Annotated in this window: 14 protein-coding genes and 4 pseudogenes; 5 read left to right on the top strand and 13 right to left on the bottom strand. The window is 60.0% G+C overall.

What is annotated here, in order from left to right; translation table 11 throughout:
* Positions 1-162 precede the first annotated feature (162 nt).
* Positions 163-1,401, bottom strand: a complete 1,239-nt coding sequence (locus IHE30_RS06920) for a hypothetical protein (RefSeq protein WP_337689654.1) — start codon at positions 1,399-1,401, stop codon at positions 163-165.
* A 353-nt stretch (positions 1,402-1,754) separates the two neighbouring features.
* On the opposite strand from IHE30_RS06920, the gene IHE30_RS06915 reads away from it, so the two are divergent.
* On the top strand, positions 1,755-2,072 hold the full coding sequence (locus IHE30_RS06915) for a HigA family addiction module antitoxin (RefSeq protein WP_337689653.1): 318 nt from the start codon (positions 1,755-1,757) through the stop codon (positions 2,070-2,072).
* 142 nt (positions 2,073-2,214) lie between these two features.
* Here the strand turns inward: IHE30_RS06915 and IHE30_RS06910 are convergent, their stop codons facing one another.
* Together IHE30_RS06910 and IHE30_RS06900 are read right to left on the bottom strand one after the other, a co-directional pair.
* Complete coding sequence (locus IHE30_RS06910) at positions 2,215-3,195, bottom strand: site-specific integrase (RefSeq protein ID WP_337689652.1); 981 nt, start codon at positions 3,193-3,195, stop codon at positions 2,215-2,217.
* A 477-nt stretch (positions 3,196-3,672) separates the two neighbouring features.
* A pseudogene (locus tag IHE30_RS06900) lies at positions 3,673-3,822 on the bottom strand (type II toxin-antitoxin system ChpB family toxin); the annotation flags it as partial.
* On the opposite strand from IHE30_RS06900, the pseudogene IHE30_RS15115 reads away from it, so the two are divergent.
* Positions 3,823-3,993: pseudogene (locus IHE30_RS15115) on the top strand (gamma-mobile-trio protein GmtX); the annotation flags it as partial.
* 42 nt (positions 3,994-4,035) lie between these two features.
* Here the strand turns inward: IHE30_RS15115 and IHE30_RS06895 are convergent.
* The gene (locus IHE30_RS06895; protein ID WP_337689651.1) at positions 4,036-7,167 is read right to left on the bottom strand and encodes a type 2 lanthipeptide synthetase LanM family protein; all 3,132 of its coding nucleotides are present in this window, start codon (positions 7,165-7,167) and stop codon (positions 4,036-4,038) included.
* A gap of 199 nt (positions 7,168-7,366) precedes the next feature.
* On the opposite strand from IHE30_RS06895, the gene IHE30_RS06890 reads away from it, so the two are divergent.
* Positions 7,367-7,600 (top strand): Nif11-like leader peptide family RiPP precursor, encoded by a 234-nt coding sequence (locus tag IHE30_RS06890; RefSeq protein WP_013428758.1) that lies wholly within the window; start codon positions 7,367-7,369, stop codon positions 7,598-7,600.
* Positions 7,601-7,700: 100 nt separating this feature from the next.
* Positions 7,701-8,852: a YcaO-like family protein gene (locus IHE30_RS06885; protein WP_337689650.1), complete on the top strand. Its 1,152-nt coding sequence runs from the start codon at positions 7,701-7,703 to the stop codon at positions 8,850-8,852.
* Positions 8,853-8,878: 26 nt separating this feature from the next.
* Here the strand turns inward: IHE30_RS06885 and IHE30_RS06880 are convergent, their stop codons facing one another.
* The 7 genes from IHE30_RS06880 to IHE30_RS06850 all read right to left on the bottom strand — a co-directional run bounded on the left by IHE30_RS06880 (position 8,879) and on the right by IHE30_RS06850 (position 15,720).
* The gene (locus IHE30_RS06880; protein WP_337689649.1) at positions 8,879-9,529 is read right to left on the bottom strand and encodes a class I SAM-dependent methyltransferase; all 651 of its coding nucleotides are present in this window, start codon (positions 9,527-9,529) and stop codon (positions 8,879-8,881) included.
* Positions 9,530-9,532: 3 nt separating this feature from the next.
* Positions 9,533-10,690, bottom strand: a complete 1,158-nt coding sequence (moeB, locus tag IHE30_RS06875; protein WP_337689648.1) for a molybdopterin-synthase adenylyltransferase MoeB — start codon at positions 10,688-10,690, stop codon at positions 9,533-9,535.
* 1 nt (position 10,691) lies between these two features.
* A complete protein-coding gene (locus tag IHE30_RS06870; protein WP_157864550.1) occupies positions 10,692-10,964 on the bottom strand; it encodes a MoaD/ThiS family protein in 273 nt (90 codons plus the stop codon).
* A 136-nt stretch (positions 10,965-11,100) separates the two neighbouring features.
* Positions 11,101-12,099 (bottom strand): hypothetical protein, encoded by a 999-nt coding sequence (locus IHE30_RS06865; protein WP_337689647.1) that lies wholly within the window; start codon positions 12,097-12,099, stop codon positions 11,101-11,103.
* A complete protein-coding gene (locus IHE30_RS06860; RefSeq protein ID WP_337689646.1) occupies positions 12,071-13,015 on the bottom strand; it encodes a hypothetical protein in 945 nt (314 codons plus the stop codon). The genes IHE30_RS06865 and IHE30_RS06860 overlap by 29 nt, the downstream gene beginning before the upstream one ends.
* 75 nt (positions 13,016-13,090) lie before the next feature.
* Positions 13,091-14,320 (bottom strand): YcaO-like family protein, encoded by a 1,230-nt coding sequence (locus tag IHE30_RS06855; protein ID WP_337689645.1) that lies wholly within the window; start codon positions 14,318-14,320, stop codon positions 13,091-13,093.
* Positions 14,317-15,720, bottom strand: a complete 1,404-nt coding sequence (locus IHE30_RS06850) for a TfuA-like protein (protein ID WP_337689644.1) — start codon at positions 15,718-15,720, stop codon at positions 14,317-14,319. Before IHE30_RS06850 ends, IHE30_RS06855 begins: the two co-directional genes overlap by 4 nt.
* A gap of 387 nt (positions 15,721-16,107) precedes the next feature.
* Between IHE30_RS06850 and IHE30_RS06845 the strand changes: the two are divergent.
* A pseudogene (locus IHE30_RS06845) lies at positions 16,108-16,353 on the top strand (IS481 family transposase); the annotation flags it as partial.
* Between the two features lie 83 nt (positions 16,354-16,436).
* Here the strand turns inward: IHE30_RS06845 and IHE30_RS15110 are convergent.
* Together IHE30_RS15110 and IHE30_RS06840 are read right to left on the bottom strand one after the other, a co-directional pair.
* Positions 16,437-16,621, bottom strand: a pseudogene (locus IHE30_RS15110) (IS481 family transposase); the annotation flags it as partial.
* Between the two features lie 34 nt (positions 16,622-16,655).
* The gene (locus IHE30_RS06840) at positions 16,656-18,317 is read right to left on the bottom strand and encodes a hydantoinase B/oxoprolinase family protein (RefSeq protein WP_337689643.1); all 1,662 of its coding nucleotides are present in this window, start codon (positions 18,315-18,317) and stop codon (positions 16,656-16,658) included.
* Positions 18,318-18,321 lie beyond the last annotated feature (4 nt).

Here is an 18,321-nt window from a genome sequence, read left to right as displayed (position 1 = left end):
GTACCGAGAGAAGCTTGCCCACAAGGGGGGACGCGGTAGTGCACTGCAGTGTCCTTGCCCCCCCGCTCTAACGCATCTGCCCTACTCTGCCCTTTTCCAGAAAACACGCCATCATCGGCATGTAACCACCTCATAAAGCTTATCGATAAATCAAGGGGGCACTTAGTCAAGGGTGGGCTGGGCGGCGATGATATTGGCGACAGGTCGAGTATCGCCGGGTTGTCCGCTGCCGGCAAGTTGTTTTACCACCCCATTTTCATCGCGAACACCTAGAAACGTGGAACCACCACCATCCACATTAAACGAGGAAACGCCAATCCCTTTATCGGCGTCTTTATATATCCCCGTTGGATCAGCACCGATCTCCGTGAGGTCCTGCAATCCCCCCTTGCCTCCTATCGGCAGGCCCAGGTCCCGTATGCCGTCTGTTGTTGTCACCGTATGCATTATCAAGTCACCTGGCTTGTCGGACAATCGGTGCGTTCCATCGTTTGGGTTAACGAACAATTCGGGGCGCACACTCACTGCGGCCCGCTCGTTACGTTCACTGGCATGCGTTAGCGCGCCGGCAAATTTGTTTAATGGGTTATCCTTCCCTTCTGCGTTGCGATACTGGAGCCGGCCATCGTTGCTTTCCAACTTCGCCCTCCGTCCATTCAATGCAAGCACTGGACCGCTCGTAATGCCGACTTCGCCATCCTGCAGCAATTGACCATAGTCATTTTGCCAAGGTGGAGCAACGTCGACATGATCGGGTCGAGTTGCGGTCGGGCCCACCGGCCTGCCATAGTCACCTTCGGTTGCTTTTCCTTCACTACCATCTTGCACAATTTTGAGGCCGGACTTGTGCACAAAATACCCGCCATTGATGATGGCAGACTGCTTTGGCGCTGCCGCTGCAAGCTTCTGGGGCGACTGCGGCGGTTCCCCCTCCTTCGTCCCAATTACTTTGCCAGACTTCGCCCCACCTTTCACGATCAGCATATTGTAGGTCGCAATACCACCGCCTTCGCTATCACTGTGTTTTTCTGGTTGCGTTTTGGGAGGCGGTGTAAGCATATCTCGGATCTTCGCAAGGGGTGTCCCTGGCGGTCGCACCCCGCCAGGGCCGCCTTTGATTGTAACTTGGACGATTCCCGCACCGTGGCTTTGCACCTTGACGCTCTTTTCCCGCACCAAATACCCTCGGGCCCGAGCGGCGAAATCGGAAAGTGCCTTGTCGACTTTGGTATTGTTTTTAAGCTTATTTCGTATCGCATCGAACTCGCCGGTCTTAGACAAAGAGCTAGTCGGCTTAGGAGACGCGCGCTCAGGCGATGACGGTGCACGAGTCGGCGAAGTCGGCGCGTCCGTGTTCTGCGCTTCGAATTCAGTATGATGAGCATTGATAGTTAGCATCAATTTAAAATCTCCTGCTGATTCCGTGGCAATTTTTAAAATTTATTACTCAATAGAAAACCATTTGTAATGAGTAATAGAAAACCTGCACGTCATCTCGCTGCTATGTTGTCTCCACCGAAGCAATGACGTGCTTCAGTTACGTTATAGGCGTGCTGTTGTGCCTATAATAGCGCAGAACGAAGTCCAGACGTCAAAAACGAAGCGTCGCCCAACGGGTGAGAATTCGCTGATAAAGGGTCAAATGACGGCCGACACCGTATCATGACGCGTCCAGCATCTCGACGATGCGCGAGCCTGTCAAAAGCACGGATGCTGTGCTGGTCAACTATCAAGACTATCACTAGGAGAATTTTATGAGCCACATATTTCATCCACCGCACCCTGGCGCAACGCTGCGCGAGGACGTGTTGCCTGCGCTCGGGCTGACCGTGACGCAAGCCGCCCAGCAACTCGGCGTTACGCGTTCCGCACTCTCGCGCGTGCTCAATGAGCACGCCGCCATTTCCCCTGAAATGGCGCTACGCATCGAGGCCTGGTTAGGTATTGCGCGCGGTGGTCGGGCTGATGTCTGGATGGCCGGGCAGGCTGCCTGCGACCTTTGGCAGGCACGCCAAAAAGGCGCACCACACGTGCAGCACGCACCGATCGAAGAAACCCCATTGCCGCGCTAGCAATCGAGGTGTTCTGGGTGCCAATGCCGAAGAAAATGGTTTTACCCCACTTCGATTACTGCAGTGTGGGGCTGCAATTCTCTTGTCTGCCAGCGCGATGGAAAACCTGCAAAAATAGAGCGACCATCAATCCAGCTTACGATCAAACTGATTTTTCTTGCGCCCACTTCTGCCAGGCCTTTTTGAGACGCTCAGCAGTAATCAGCTCCACGCCGAGCACCTCGCTGACCGCCAGTGTAGTTTGCCCGGCTTCAAACAGCGCCGCAATGTAACTGTTTCGCAGCGTCTGGGGACTGGTGCGAGCCTGCCGCTTGCCGGCCACGCCGCAGGCTCGCACGATGGCCTCGGTCGCGCGCAGCGCGGTGACCGCGTGCATCGGGCGCCCGTCCCGCCCGCCCAGAAAGACCCATGGACTGTCCACACCGCTGGTGTGCCGTTCGTCTAGCCAGCGCGCTAACGCCGACAGGGCAAAGGGTTCGGGGCGGGGCTGATGGGAGAAACGCGAGCCTGGCGAGGTGATGTGCATAAGCCGATCTGGCCCAATATTAATGCAGTTAACGGTCAATTTGAGCGCTTGCGACACCTTCAACCCCGCCCCCAGAAACGTCGCCACCAATGCACGATCACGTAGGCTGCACCAGCGCTCATAATGCGTGACCGTCACCGGGGACAACAACATGTCAATGATGTTTTGCCTTTCCTGCGGCCATAGGAAATCGGTTTCCTGGTTACCCTTGACGCACTTCCAGGTGGCTCGGCTGTCGCGTAACGCGCCCACAGCGGGATTGACGCTCCCGCCTTGTTGCGTACATGCATCAATATCGATAAACACACGCTCGATCAGTTTGCGATAGCGCGCGCGTTGGTCTCGATTTTCGCGGCTCAAGCTGGCCAGAAAGGCGCTGATCGTGTCGGGCGTCACCGCGCTTAAAGGCAGGCGATGCACCTGAAGATAGCGTACGAATGCACGCCATTGAGCGAGATAAACTTGAGCGGACGAGGACCGCAAGGTGCGAGAGGCGCCACGCCCGGCTTGGCGAGCCAGCCAGGCTTCAAATGATTGAATGGGCGCGCGGTCCCAATCGGTGCACTGTTGGGCAGCAAACAGATCAGTCTCGGTCATGATAAACGGAGGGAGTGGGTATTAATAGGCAAATGACTGTTAACTGCATAATCAGTATGCCGCGATCCGACGTCCTGAGCAACCGGCACCCATCCATGGCCACCGAGGCGATCCAGCTTGGTCTGCGTCTAAGTCTGCGTCTAAAGTAGACCCAGTAGGCCGCCGGCGTGATGATGCGCATGCGGCCGATACGGTTCCGTTGCAGCACCCCGGCACGGCGATCGCCGGTCATAAGGTAGTCGGTCTCGCGAGCCAGCGCCATTGCCAGGACAAATACGTCATTTGGATCGTCTGTATCGATGCCTTCCGATAAGGACCACGGCGCGTCAAGCACGGCAGAACTACAACCGTGAAGCGCCGAGGCTGGCGAAGCAGATCGGCCGTTACGCACATGCAACGCAATACAAGCGGATGAGGAAGGCGTTGCGCAGCTTGCGTTCGCGCGTAGGCCGCGTCTTGTTGTTCATCGCGTTTTTCTTACTCGATAATCGTCTGAAGCCGGGCCAGCGCGTCCTCAACCGCTTCAACCGGCGCACGTCCGATCTTACACGCGCCGCGCGCCTCCAGGTCAAGCAGACGCGCCATGTTGACGAGCGCTGCACCTTGCGTCTCGGTTCCAGAGCCGGAATCGTCGCACGCGACCGTGCTAGACAAACGCTGGACTTCGTGCCCAGCAAAGGTCCAGTGACAGCCCGGCAATTGCACGAACACCTATTGCCCCGTCTGGCTCCGCACGTACAAAACGTCAATACCTACTACAGCCGGCTGCGCGACGACTGCGCTCGGTCCGGTTGCTGACCTATCTGTTTGCATGACGTGAATATTTCTGACGCACAATCCCTAACCTAAAAGACCGCCTCCGAACAGCGTCTTTAACATCGCCCGGCTAACGCGGTTGTCGGTTAACACTAGCCCAATGCCACTGAGGCCGTTCATGAGTCCCAGATGATGCTTTTTTGGCCCGTGTGAACGCACAGCGACATGGTTTCGATCTCGGATCATGCCCATCACCGCCGCGGCTTCTAGCTGCTCAGCGTGAGATTCACATGCCCTTTTTCTCAACATATCTTGGGCAATCCGTAGCACGGCGATGGCGCCGAACTGGCCGCAACACACGTGATCAGCTGGCGACGCTGCAGCGCACAGCGAAGCGAGGATTGCGTCGAGCTCGCGCTCCGCCGTTGCGCCCCACAACTCGGTTCCGAACATGCTGAGTCGTCCGAGAGCCACGCCGGCAAGTCCATGGCACCAGCTGTGATGCAAGGCGTCGTTACCCCTCAGGGCAAGCGAGAATCTGCTCTCCCATCCGTCGTTGCCGATGCCCAGTGTGCTTCGGTCATGCGTCAACAACCGTTGGGCGCAGTCGCGATACCGGTTGACGCCGGTGCGATGATGTAACCGCGTCAGCACAGCCATCATGCCTGCCACCCCTGCGACAAATCCCGGCGGATGTGGAGCGAGGCCCGGCTGCGCATCCGTCATCGGGCACCAGGCGCATGCGTCATGTATCAAGCGATCGCCGATGGTCATTGCGATGCGTAGCGCGTTATCCGAATCAAGCATCAGCAGTGGGCCGACCAAGCCGGTAGCGCCTTCAATCAAGTCGAGCGCCGCGTTGGCGAGCCATCTTTCATCCAAGCCCTCCAGCAGCCTGGACGCCAGCTCCCGCCCCGCACTCGCTGCCGACGGCGCGATATTGGTCGCGCATATGGCCATCAGCGCGAGTAACTGACCGCCGCATCCTGCAAGACCGAGCGGCTGGTCACGCCACCATCGAGACAATGCTGCGCCGGGTTGCCCCGCCAGCACCTCGAGCGGTTGGATCATGCGCTTGACCCACACATCGAGGCCGAATCGCGACGACTGCGCGAGCGGTGAACCGGCAAGGCAGGCAAAGAAAGCGGCAATGCCCAGCGTACCGCTATATAGCGACAACCCCAGCGGGCGGAAATGAAACCGCCGGCAGTCCCGCGCCATGTCGAAACCCAGCCACTCGGGGCGATCGTCGAAGATGCGGCCAACCAGGTCAGCGGCGACGGACCGGACCACGTGCAGGCGTTCATCCGGGGACAAAGGCCGCGCTTGCGGCGTTGGCGACGCCCCTTCTCCGACCGGGCCGGCATGGGCCCTGAGCGTTTTTGCGGCAGCCAGTCCATCGATCACCAACAGTTGGAATTCAATAACATCAAGGTCCAATGACTGCAGGCGGCGCCGACAATCGTCCAGTCCGTTCGCTTCGAAATAACCCTCGATGGCGCGTTCGCCGGCCCCCAACAGTAGGCAATTCTGGTCGAGGCGATGGGTGAAATATGGAATGTCGAGCTGCGCCATCTGAGATCGCTCAGCTGCAAGTGCCGACCAGTTCTCCAGGGGCGAAGCCGAGGTCGAAAACAGTCGCGCCAGCGGCTCGAGCGTGAGCCGCTGCGCATGCGCGGAGCGAAGGGCGCCGGCCTGTAATTGTTGCTGCCCGATCGCGGAATAGATACGCGTTGCCCGTAACACGACGCGCCCGGTGAGGCCTGCGAAACGGTCCAGGATACCGCCAGTCTTCAGCCAGGCGTCGCGTTGCCTGATGATAACGCTGCCTTGCAGCCGGAAGCCTTCGCTGAAAGTTGCAAGGTGGCATGCAAAGGGATTAGCTTGTCCTCGCCCCACCGGCAAACTGGCAGGCTGCTGATCGGGGACGTCGACCGTGCCGAACGTCATGGCGTCACAGTTGATGTTCCGCCAACCGCTGACTGGACGACACTCGCGCGCCGATGTGGCAACGCCAAACGCACTGGTATCGATCGCTTGTCGTTGCGTGCCCACCCATAACCAAACGGGAAACAGTTCGGTGCGCACGACCGATTTCTCGAAATGTGCTTGCAAGGCGGAACCGAGCAGCACCGAGTCCGGTCGTGATACGGCCCGCAGGTCCGCCCGTACCACGGGCTCGAACAGTGTTTCGGCGTCGATCAGGAACAGGTTGGTTGCGCTCGCGATCAGGTTTTCATGATGGCCATCGGTGCAACCGAGCACATACAGGATGGCGCACAATCGGCCGGCGTGCAGGTAGAACAGCGAGAGCGCCTGTTCATCGGCGCACGGGCGGTGCATAGCGACCTCCATATACCCGTAGCCAGCCCTTGGCAGCACTTTCAGCGATGCCAGCGCAGGCAAATGAGCGATAACGTCACGGTCGCCGAGCAGGCGCTGAAATGCAAAATCGATTGCCATGTCTCGCGGCTTGTACACGACTTCCCACTCTTGCCTGCCATCCGAAAAGCCGAGCATTGCCACTGTGCGCCCGTGGCGGTGGCGATCACCGCTATCCTGGCCGATTCGGATCAGGCGGGCATGCACGGGTATGCCGAATTCGGCCAGCAAGACCTGGCGGTCGTCGTACACCCGCAGCAGGATTTCTGCGCTGCTGTCCAGCCAAAACATGACGGTCTGCGCCAGCAGGCGCCCAAGCACGGGGAAATCGCCCAACAGCCTCGCTAGGCCGTCGCTGCGATGCTGCTGGATGAAGCTCCGGTAGCGTTCGCGCGACGGCGGCCCGGACCGATCATCATCAACGCCAAAACAAGCGCAAACCGCCATACCCATGCCGCAGTCGGCCTTGAACAGTTCCCAAACCGCGTACTGGCTCAGCAGGCAGAGTCGTGCCAGCAATGTGTCGGCCAAATCCCGATCCGCCGAGGCCGCAGGCGGCGCGCCGAGTGATGCATCGACGCGAAGGTGCAACCATGCCAGCGCTGCGTCCACGGCTGGTCGCCACAGGTCGACGAAGGGAAGCTGCTGGCCCGAAGCCGACAGTGCCACGTCTTCCAGGCGCCAGGCGCTGGAGCTTGACGCCTTGATCGCCGCACAGAGTTGCGTCAGCATCTCGCGGCACGCATCGTCGTCGGTATTGGGGAACGGAGCCTCGCCAGCCAGCGCCGTTTGCCATGGTGGAGACAGTGGGAGGGGTGGTGGGCGGAAACTCATGTTTGCGTTTTCCATGGGCGGCAGGCGGCGCGATTGGGTGCATTTTTATGCGCGCTATGAGCCGCTGACATCGATGTTGTTCGCGAGCTCAAATTATTGAAGGCGACCACAACATTATCTTGCCTGTTATGCCAATATCAACTATAAATATCATCGTAGTATTGGTCAATTTACAACGAGTTATTGGAAGGAAACTATTATGAGTTCAATTCAGCAGTTTCGCACCAAGTTGGAGTCTGATCCGGAATTCGTTAAGAAAATCAAGAACTGTGCCAATTCGAGTGAAATCATCTCGGTCGCCCAAGCCGAAGGCATTAGCTTGTCGGAGGCGGACTTGGCCAAGGCTCTGGTCAACAGCGATACCGACCTGACGGATGAAGAACTCGAATCCGTCTCTGTCGGTACCCCGATGGCCGCGGCCCTCATCAAGTAAGCAGCCGGCGCGGCTTGGGATTGGACCGATGTGCCTGAGCGGCGCCGTTTAGCTGAAGCATAAGGATGGCGCTGCCATGCCAACCAATCTAGTGACGTCGATGCGCCTGATTGCCGCAACCGACACCCTGTCGTCAATTGGTCCCATTCTCACCGAGTACGATATCCATGGCTATGCCGAACATACACCGGCCGGCATTGCGTCCATTCGCTCCATTGAAGTATTCAGGGGCAATCCGAGATCGGGTTATCTCAACCTGGGCAAGGGTTTCGGCTTCGACGCCGCGCTCGCTTCCGGCTATATGGAGGCGATCGAAGTATCTACTATTGAACAGGCGCCGCAGGTGCCGGTTCTGGGCACGGGCGATCTGGCCCCGGCATCTCTTGTCTATACTGCGGCGAGAAAAGCCGCTCAACGCGCTGGCATGCTTGATGACAAAGAAAAACATCGTCCTGTAATTGGCGGCGTGGACTTGTTGACGTCGATGCAAGTGTATGGCTATGTCGACGAAAATTTTTTGCCCCAGCAATGGAGTGGTGAAAGGCTCCACCTGTCGACTGACGGTCTGGCAAGCGGCAATTCATTGGCCGAAGCGCGTCTGCACGCCATTTACGAGCTGCTCGAACGTCATGTGGCGGCATCAAGCCTGCGGGCGCTAGGGCAAGTATTGTCCATCGCCCTGGAGGATATTCCGTTGACGTTGCGCGAAGCCTTGGACGAGATTGAACAGGCTGGCTGGCGCAGCGAATTCTTTCTGCTCGGATGGACACTGGGGGTCACGGTCATCCAGTGCGCATTGTCGCCCCTGACAGCTGCGAAGGCTGGACGGTTGGACGTGCACTTCGGCTGGGGTGCGCATCACAGCCTGTCGATTGCGGTGGCGCGCGCACTTGCCGAAGCCGTGCAGGGCTGGGCTACGCGTGCTGCCTGCCAGCTGGGCAACATCCCTCCAGCGCGGATGAAGGGGGGAATGTTGCTCTCCAGCGAGCAACTCATGGGCTTGAAGTCGGGCTCGCCAGTGGGCGAGCAGATCCTGCATGCGCACCTGCGCGCCTGCCGCAGCGCGCCAGCGTCCTTGGGCGAAGCCGACGAGGGCACGCTGGCTGCCGCCCCGGTGGCGTTGGAACAGGTCCTCTCTCGCGCGCGCGAGGCGGGCATCTCGCATGTTCTGTCATGGACGCTTTCGCCGCCACACCGCCCCTTCGCGGTCGTCAAATGCGTGATTCCGGAATTTGAATCGTTGTTCTCCTGAACCCCTGTCCAGCGGGGGCGATTGCGCTAGGGCAGTGTGAAGCGCCAGATGGCCGGCCGCACCTCACCGAACAAGATATGAAAATAACCAGGGAACTGGGCTTCTCCCCAGCTACGATCGTCTGTCGGTTCCAAATAGAAATCCAGCTTCAGACCCGCCGATGCCGCATGCGACTCAACGTTGGTCCGACCACGAATCGCATAGCCAAACAGCGACAGTGAGTCGAGCGTGCCATCAAGCGGCACCATGTCGACGATGAACACCACCGCGCCGCGCCTCGCCACCCTTGCCGCTTCGCGGAAAAAATCCGCTGTCGGCACATAGCCCATTGCATAGCAGCAGAGCAAGGCGTCGAAGCTGCCGTTGGGCTCGGGTATGTTGCAAATATCAGCGCAATGCGTGCGCCACGTAGACCCCGCGGCATCAAGCGCGCGGCGATCTTGATCGACCAGACAGAATGACAAGTCGGGCCGCCGCGCTCGCATCCGTGCCGCGACGCAGCCGTTGCCGGCGCCCAGGTCGAGCACGTTTGCCCCGATGGGCAACTCAGCCCAGACGAGCAGCTGGTCGATGTGACCCTGATCGGTTGGCGCGAAACGGAACGCTTGCTTCACGCTGAGCGGCGAGGACGCAGCCGTAGGCCCCACGTCCGGCAACGGGGGGATTGAGGTCCGCATGCGTCACTCCGTCAATGCCGGGACGATCAGTGTCGTGCGATCGCGGCGGTGCGGCGCGCACCACCGGCAGTCCGGGCTGGCTTCCATCCGCAGTTCGTCGAAGCGCTCACTCAATGCATCGTAGGTGAGCAGGCGTCCTACGAGCGGCTCGCCGATGCCCAGCAGAATCTTCAGGGCCTCCGTGGCCATGAGGGTGCCGATCACGCCCGGTAACACGCCAAGCACGCCGGCTTCGGCGCACGAGGGAGTCAAGTCGGGTGGCGGCGGCTCGGGGAACAGGCAGCGATAGCACGGCCCACCGTTTGGCCCGGCCGGATGGAATGCCGATACCTGGCCTTCAAAACGAAAGATCGCCCCGTAAATCATGGGGATACCGTGCTTCACGCAGGCATCGTTGACGACATAGCGCGTGGCGATGTTGTCGCTACCATCGATGACAAGATCATAATCGGCCAGTATGGCCTCGGCGTTCGCGCTGTCCAGCCGTACCTCATGCAGGACCAGCGCCACATCTGGATTAAAGCTCGTCAGCGTTTCAGCTGCCGAGCGAGCCTTCGATTGGCCGACGCGCGCATCGGTATGGAGGATTTGCCGCTGCAGGTTGCTGCGTTCGATGCGGTCGTCATCGATCAGTCCGAGCGTGCCTACGCCCGCTGCGGCAAGATAATAGGCAATCGGTGAACCCAGCCCCCCGGCGCCGACCAGCGCTACCCGCCGCGCCAGCAGCTTGGCCTGACCGGCTTCCCCGACTTCGGGTATGCGTAGGTGACGTGCATAGCGTTCCCGCTCGGTGGCGCTGAGGATTTTTGGGCGTTCGACCGGTAGGTCACACTCAGTCCATGCCTGGAACCCGCCCGCGACCGAGGCCACCGACCGGTAGCCGAGCCTTTTCAGGGCATCGGCCACGAACAGCGAGCGCACGCCACTGCCGCATAGGATCATTAGCGCTGTGTCGGGATCGGCGACCACCCCCTCGATCTGCTGCTCGAGAAAGGAGCGGCCCACACGGACGGCGGCGACCGGCGTGCCTTGCGCCCATTCGTCAGTATCACGAATATCGAGCAGGATCGCACCGGCAGCCAGGCGTTGCGCCACTTCACGCGGATCGATCTCGGTAATCTCGGCCTTCAGTTGCGCCAGGCGTTGTTGTTGTAGCGCCATGTCAGCCTCCCGCCAGCGCAACCAGGATCGTCACCTCGGCTCCATCGCTCACCGGTTCCTCGGCGCTCGAATGGATCTGCCGGCCGTTGACAAACACCCGCACGAAACGATTGATGGCGTTGGTCTGATCGAACAAATGACCGCGCAGCGTGTCCGACCCGCCAGCCAGCGCGTCAAGCGCTCCTCGTACCGTTTCGGCCTGTACAGGCACACGTGTGCGACCGCCCAGGAACTTGCGCATCGATGGAGGCACAATGACAGTAACGGTATTCAATCTCGGCTCCTCCAGTTTTGACAACATGGCAACCCGCCACGCATGACGTTGGCGGTCCCGGGTAATCACGACTGTTCGGCAACATCAACAATCATATCAGAGTGATCACTGGAAGCGGCGATCGGCAGACCGATAATTAGATGGCACGTCCATTGGTTGATAGTCCGCGTTCGCTCTCATGGTCGCACAGGGCGAGGACAGCGGAAATCAGGCGCTGGCTCGCCGTCGCCGGCCGCGCCGCGAGATGGTCATCCCATGCCGGTGTAATGGCAGCCAGATGCGCGGTCAGCTTGCGGCGGCCGTCACGGACCAGGTATTCGAGGGTGGCGCCCAGCATCGCACCGTCGCGCTCTCCTGCGGCAATCAGTGCAGCCAGTGAAGCGAAATGGCGGGCCTGGCCGGGAACGTCGGCAACGCGTGCCCCGTCGCGCCGCTCGGCCATCGCCGCCAGCTCGTCGTGGATGGTGGACAGCAGCGCGCCATCGACTTGGGCGTGGTCGATGGCTCCGACGCTGACGGCGAGCAGGACAATATAAATTGCGGCGGTCTGTAGGTAACGGGCTCGGAAGCGGGACAGCTGCACGTCGCCCGATACCGTCAATCCCATGTGCTCCAGCAGCGCTTTCAGCGCTAACCGCTCGCCAATGGACTTGCCCTGTGGCGGAGTGATTTCTACTTCGCCATTTGTGATGATGCGCAGCCCCTGGTCACCGCAATGCTCCGCCGACAGCAATGGATAAACGAGTGTGTAGCTGTCGGCCGCCACCCGTCGCCACGCGGCCTCGACAGCGTCCGGGTTACTGCAGAACACGAGGTGACATGCCTGTGGCGCCAGCGCGCCACCGCAAAGCTGCAACGCTGGCGCGAGCTGGGCGCCGTGCACGGCGAAGATCTGCACATGCGGTATCGATGCCTGCGGTGTGTTGTGCCAATACCGGGGCGTGTAGCATCCATGCGTCGTGCCCGTGCCGGTCTGCAGGCTGAGCGGCAATGCCGGAGTTACCCGGCCGCGCAGGCTGGAATGGAAGACGCGATGCCCACGCTCAGTCAGCAGGTAGCCATAGGCCAGGCCGACCGCGCCGGTGCCCACCACATGGACGGTAAGCTCATGCAAGGGACAGCAGATCCTGGTCATGATCGGCGACCGGAAACTGATGCGCGGTTCGCTGGTCGAGCACGCGGATCAACAGGGCATCGCGATGCTCCGCCATCGCCGGAGTGGCGAGGGTCCGGTGGAAAGTCAGGCCGTTGAAGATAAGACACTCGCCGGCCGCCACCTGCGGAGAGACAATCCGCGATGCGGGAAACATTTGTGCCAGCATGGGACCGATGTCACGCGATGAGTCGCCGTGGAAGATCGAAAAATTGGCGACCGGAGCATCGCTGATCTGCAGGCCTGGCCTGGTCACGCCAGCGTGGTCCTGCAGCGGAATCCACAGCGTCAGCATGGGGGAGTCATTGAACTGGGCGTTGCTGTCCTGGTGCCAGAACTGGTTGTTGGCATTGCCAGGCTGCGATGGCAGTCTGCTCGGCGGGAACGTGCGGCGAAGGATGGTCCGCCGTTTGAGAATGGTCGGGCGGGTCCCTGGCGGCAGTGGATCAGGCAGCGCCGCCAGCACCGCGCTCGCGATCGACCGAAGCTCGGCCTGGTTCATGCAATCCGGGTGGCTGAACAGCCTGATCGGTGGCGTCCCCGGCACGCTTAGTGTCGCGTCACATTGCGCGACCAGGCGCGCGCGCGTCTGCGCATCGAGCAGGCCGCTGACGCACAGGTGACGGCCGGTCGCCAGCCACTGCGGCGATCGGGCCGGCGCGTCGAGAGCGTGGCCGGACTGGAAGTCGTCGACCGACCCGTGCAACCGGGCCAGCGCGGCGCGTGCATTGATCCGCTCGTAGAGTGCGCGCTGCGCGGGCGTAAGTGTTTCGATATCCCAGCGCTCACGATCGAGCAATTCAATCACCTGCAGCAAGCTCCAGGCCGGATGCAGTTCGGCTAACCGCAACAATTCTCCAAACGGTGTTTCACTGGGGCTCTCGGCGACGGGCGACATCCACATTCTCCTCGGTGATCGAACGGGCTGCCAAGCCGGCCCGCTTACACAGCTTCGTCGGGCCGGCACCCGGCTTTACAGCATGCTTGCGCAGATCTTCATGCCGGGAATGAAGACGCGGGTCACGGCAAGGTCGAGATCAGGCTTGGTCAGGTCATGAACATAGACCTTGTCGCTGCCCGCCCCAGCCAGCATCTCCAACACCTGATCGAGACTGCCCTGGATGTCCCGGCCCTTGCAACGGTGGGGATAGACCTGCAACATCTCGTCCCAGCTCCAGGCTGGCATGGTTCGGAACTTGTCGAAGCTTCGTACCTGCAGGGCCGATCGTTGCTCCAGCTCCGACGCGGACAGTTGTCGGTTGACGTGATCGATTCCCAGGTCCTCGCGCGCGCCATGGATATGGGCCAAGCGTGCCTGAGCCGCCTCGGTCAGCGCCCTGGATGCGGCGATCACCGGATCGGGGTGAGTGCCATAGCCGCCGGACGTGCTCAGGATGAATGCCGGCTCGCCGGGACAGTAAAAGATCGTCCAGAATGTGTAAATGTCGATCGCGCTCGGCATGCTCAACAGGAACAGCTCGATTCCACCCGAGGTGATCAGTTCGGCCAGCTTGACGAGATGCCCCGGCAAGCTATCCAGGCGGATCGGGCGCAAGGGCGACGGCGGGGAATCCTTGGTTCTGCCCATGAGCTTGGCAATCGCGTCACGTTCGACGATCTCACAAATGGCATGAAGGACCGCCTCCGCATAGGTATTGCCGCTGGCCAGGCCGTTGCTAGTGAAATATTGTAGGAACGGCGGGACGGCGTAGATTGTGCTTGCTGGAATCATCACCTTGTTCCCGCTGATCAGTTCGTCCGCCTCGACCCAGTCCAGCATGAGTTTTGGCGTATAGTAAAGTCCGCCATATTCATCTTTGGGCCACAAGCAGTCACGGATCAGCGTGGTCGGATCGACCGGGTCAAGACCTTCCGTGCGCAGGGCCGTCGCGCTCGTGGCCAGGCGCCAGCTCGAGGTGTCTGGGTACTCGGAATGCTCAACCTCAATCGATTCCATGATTGCCGAGACAGCCGCCGCGGCGCTGGACCATCCCTTGCCGTTAGAAATACTCAGGATGATGCCGTTGGGCCGGATTGCGTTATAGGTTGGGATGCCGATGCGGTCGAGTTGGGTGACGTCCAGCACGCGCGTAATGCCGCAGCGGGCGAGAACGGGCTGGATCCTGCGCAGCGTTTCTTCGGGCGCGCAAACGCGCTGCGTTCCCTGCGCATATTCGTGCGATGTGGCGGGACTAAAAGTCATGATGCTCTCCTGTCGAGCCGATCCAGGCAATTCAGATATTGATGGGCCAGCAGTACTTCGCGCGCGGGGTCGAGGACATAGCCAAACAGGCGCGGACCGACCTGATAGATCCATTCGGCATACGCCATGATGCGCTCGGCATCGGTCAGGATGGCATCGTCCTCCCATCGCGCGCCGCACGGCTGCACTTCCTGCGGCGCGGGGCCGATGCTCTTTTCGAGGCCCAGGCAACACATCGTGTAGACAAGCTCCCCGGTGAGATCCACCATGCGGCGCCATGGGATAGGCGCATCCTGGGCCTGCGCCGCCAACCGCTTGTCGATGTCAGCAATGACCTGCCTGGCGCCGGCGGCACGGCAAAAACGCTGCTGGATGCGGCGACTGAATTCGGCATCGCGGCTTTCCCGAGCAATATCGATCAGTGTCAGGCCGGTCGCGCGCCGGTGCTCAAGATCGAGCACCTGTACGTTCCACGGCGACGCGCCGAGGCCGATATCGTCCTCGTTCCCGACGTCGAGATGCAGTTCCCTGGCCCATCCCACGATCAGCCGCTGGTAGACGCGTGCCCTGACCAGGTCACGGTAGCCGATCTGATCCACCTCTATCCTGCCTAAATATTCGGCGAGGGGTATCGCGCCGGCACTGCCTTTTGCCTTAATCGATGTCAGCCGCTCGCTCGTGTAATACTCGATCCCGAGGTTCATGTGGACATATTCATATTCACGCAGCCTGAGCGGAGACGGGGCGCCCGCTGATGACCCGTGCTCAGCGGCCAACTTAAGCGCGAGAATGGCGTCGCTTTTCTTGAGGTCGGCTCCGTTAGAAAGCGTAGTCTTGACGGCCCCGATATCGATCACGTCCCGCAACGGCTCGAGTATTCCTTCGAGGGTTCTTTCCGTAAAGCACATCTGCTTGGCACGATCGATGATCAATGCTTCGCTGCGCGAGTCAATCAGGCCATCCTCCACGGCACGCATGAGTTGCCAGCGCAGATTAACGAGCGGGATCGTCAACCCAGTGTAGTTGTCCTGAGTGCTTTCGTGTAGCAGGGCGACTTCGTCGTCGCCATCAATCAGTCCGTCGCGATACCAGCCGAAGATCGTGCCCGCTCCAATGATCCCGGTGCCTTGAAGCTCGGCCGCTCTTAGCGCGCCCATGCTTGATGCCCCAATGACGACGATGCCGGAGTCGAGGGCGTAGAGCATCTCCTTATGCCACACTGATAGTTTTCCGTAAAAGAATCCATCAATTAGGACAATGATTTGATAACCGTCATTGATAATGTCGTAAAAGGAGCCGCGCGCGGCAGGAGGAAAGTAATCGGCGCCGGCCAGGTGGGTTCTGGCTTCGTCAAGGGGGCAAGAGGGCCCCAGGAAAACCGCAATTTGGTGCGTACTCAAAGGACTGCTCCCAATTTGTGACCTACGCGGGCGCGAGGTTTCCAAGGCAGATCAGCAAGGTTTTTTACTCGCCAATGCGGCAGACTACCAAACTACGATTTCACACCTGCAATGAGTTATTGCATGATGAACATCCTGACATAGCTTAAAACTGAATGCAAGGTTCAGGTAATTTAAAACATATCGCCGAGCGCCCCGCATAGTCGCTTCCTGCGGACGCTACTCAGCCGCAGAATGCGCGCGCCAGAAAGCCGTCGGCGTAAGGTTGCGCGCGCTCCCGAAGCTGGTTGAAGAACGTCAGCGCTGCGCTGAGGTCGCCCTCGCGTTAGTAGCATCTACGGATGTGGCGTTATGAAAACCTACGAATGTCCGATTCGATTTTTTCACTTCTGCGTACTAGCCGTCTATTTATGCATAAATGCACATAAAACGTTGCTTTTTCTTGATTTCGTCATCGAGGAAATGCCGTTTCCAATCTAGCGTATCCAAACAGGCCGGGGCAGCGGGCTCTTCGCCGAATCAGTGCAGCGGTGCCTAACGAGCGACTGCATCAAATTCCGACCGATCCCACCACGCTCGCCACACCTCAATGGCAAGGTTGAGCATTCGTAACTCACTGACTTGAACGAATTCTAATCCCATCATAGCTCGACCAAAGGCGCGATCGAGAAGCAAATTGCACGCCACCGGCAGCGCACGGTTCAATTCTTCGGCGTCTTTTCCGCGGGTTGGGCAGAAATTTTTGCTTGATCCGCCTCAGAGACCTTCCAGTTCGGGCCGTTGAGAGGGCGACGGCTTTAAGAGAGCAAAGTCCTTCCTTTCCGGCATCTCAGCAGCGGCGTAGCCACTTGCGAAGTGTCGGGCTCGATATGCCGCAGCGCACACATGGACTTTCTAGGATCCACCCGCAAACCGCAAGCGCAGACTGGCGGCAGTTAACGACGATAGACTTCGCGTGCCAACTCGACAGAAATATAGCCATTTCGGATGTCGTCGTGAACCGCATCGGGATCGCGCATCGACGGATCACCGTATCCGCCGCCTGAGCCCGTACGCACGCGGACCACATCGCCGCGATCGAGCTTGACACCGCTGGCCATGGCGTAGCGCTCGCTGCGGCCGTCGGCGTGCACCACCTCGACGTAATTGAGTGAACCGTCACGCCCGTTCGCCTGGCCCCACGGTGGCACTTTGGCGCGCGTATATCCGCAGGTCAGGACGCTGCCATCGGAGCGGATCCGATAATCGAGCCGGATGCCGCGGCCGCCGCGATATTGCCCGTATCCCCCTGGTTCGTCGTTCAGTTCCATGCGCTCGACATAGACGCCATAGCGCGCCTCGCAGATCTCGGCCGGGCAATTGTATGTCTCGCCATGCATTGCGGAGAACATCGCGCTGTTGCCGTCGCGATCCCGCTTTGCACCCCACCCGCCGATCTCGGGCTCGACCAGCGTGAAAATGCGCGCGGTTTCCGGATGGGGGCCGCCAATCACGGTGGCGCACACCGACGAGAAACTGCCAGCGGGGATGCGGTCGGGCAGATGCGGCGCAAGACAGCGTAGAATCAGATCATGCACCCGGATCAGGTTTTCAAAGTAAAACCCTTCCGCCGCGGGGCTGCGCGCATCAAACAGCGAACCAGGCCGTGTCACGACCTTCAGCGGCCGGAAGGTGCCGCCGTTGGCGCTGCCGTTTGGCTCGGTGATCGACTTGAATGCCATCTGAGCGGCCACCACCGTGCCGTCGTGGCTGAGGTTGCCCGGTCCCTGAACCTGCTCCGGGTTGTCGCGCAAGTCGACGATCATTCCGTTGTCGCCGATTTCAACGACTACTTTGTACACCTTGCCGTCGTCCTGAGGTTCGGCCAGTTCGAAGCGCCCTTTCGGCGTGTGGCGCAGTCCTCTCAACGAGACTTTTTCACCGTGGTTCATGAAGTCTTGCATTGCCTGCAGAAACGTTGCTTTACCGTACTTCTGGGTCAGTTCGATCAAGCGTGTCGCACCGCTGCGCACGGCAGCGATGCCCGCCCAAAGATCACCTTCCATGAAGTCGGGCATGCGCGTGTTATAGCGCAGAATTTGCATCACGGGACGCACCGGCTTGCCGCGTGAGACCAGTTTTACCGCGGCCAGGCGCAGCCCTTCCTGGAAGATCTCGGTTGCATCGGTGGAGAACGATCCCGGGACCATGCCGCCAACATCGTTCCAGTGAGCAATATTGGCTGTCCACGCGACGATGTCGTCGCCAACGAAAACCGGCATCGACAGCACGACATCGTTCAGATGCGTCACGCCGCCCGAGTACGGGTCGTTGGTGATGAAGATGTCACCCGGCTTGATGTCGTCCGGCTGGTCGTGCTCGACCAAAACGCGGCGCACCGCCTTGTCCAGCACGCCGACAAAGGCGGGGATACCGGCGCCGGAGCTGGCGATATTGCCTTGCGCATCGGTGATGCCAGTCCCCATGTCGAGCACCTCGTAGATAATCGGGCTCATTGCGGTCTTGCGCATCGCGGTGAACATCTCGTCGGCGATGGCTTGCAGTGCATTCTGGATAATGTCGAGCGTGAAGATATCGGTCTTGTCGCTGTGGCTCATGACG

It is taken from the genome of Mycetohabitans sp. B46 (genome assembly GCF_037389205.1).
In the GTDB taxonomy this organism is placed as follows: Bacteria; Pseudomonadota; Gammaproteobacteria; order Burkholderiales; family Burkholderiaceae; genus Mycetohabitans.
This window is presented reverse-complemented; position numbering and strand designations above follow the sequence as displayed.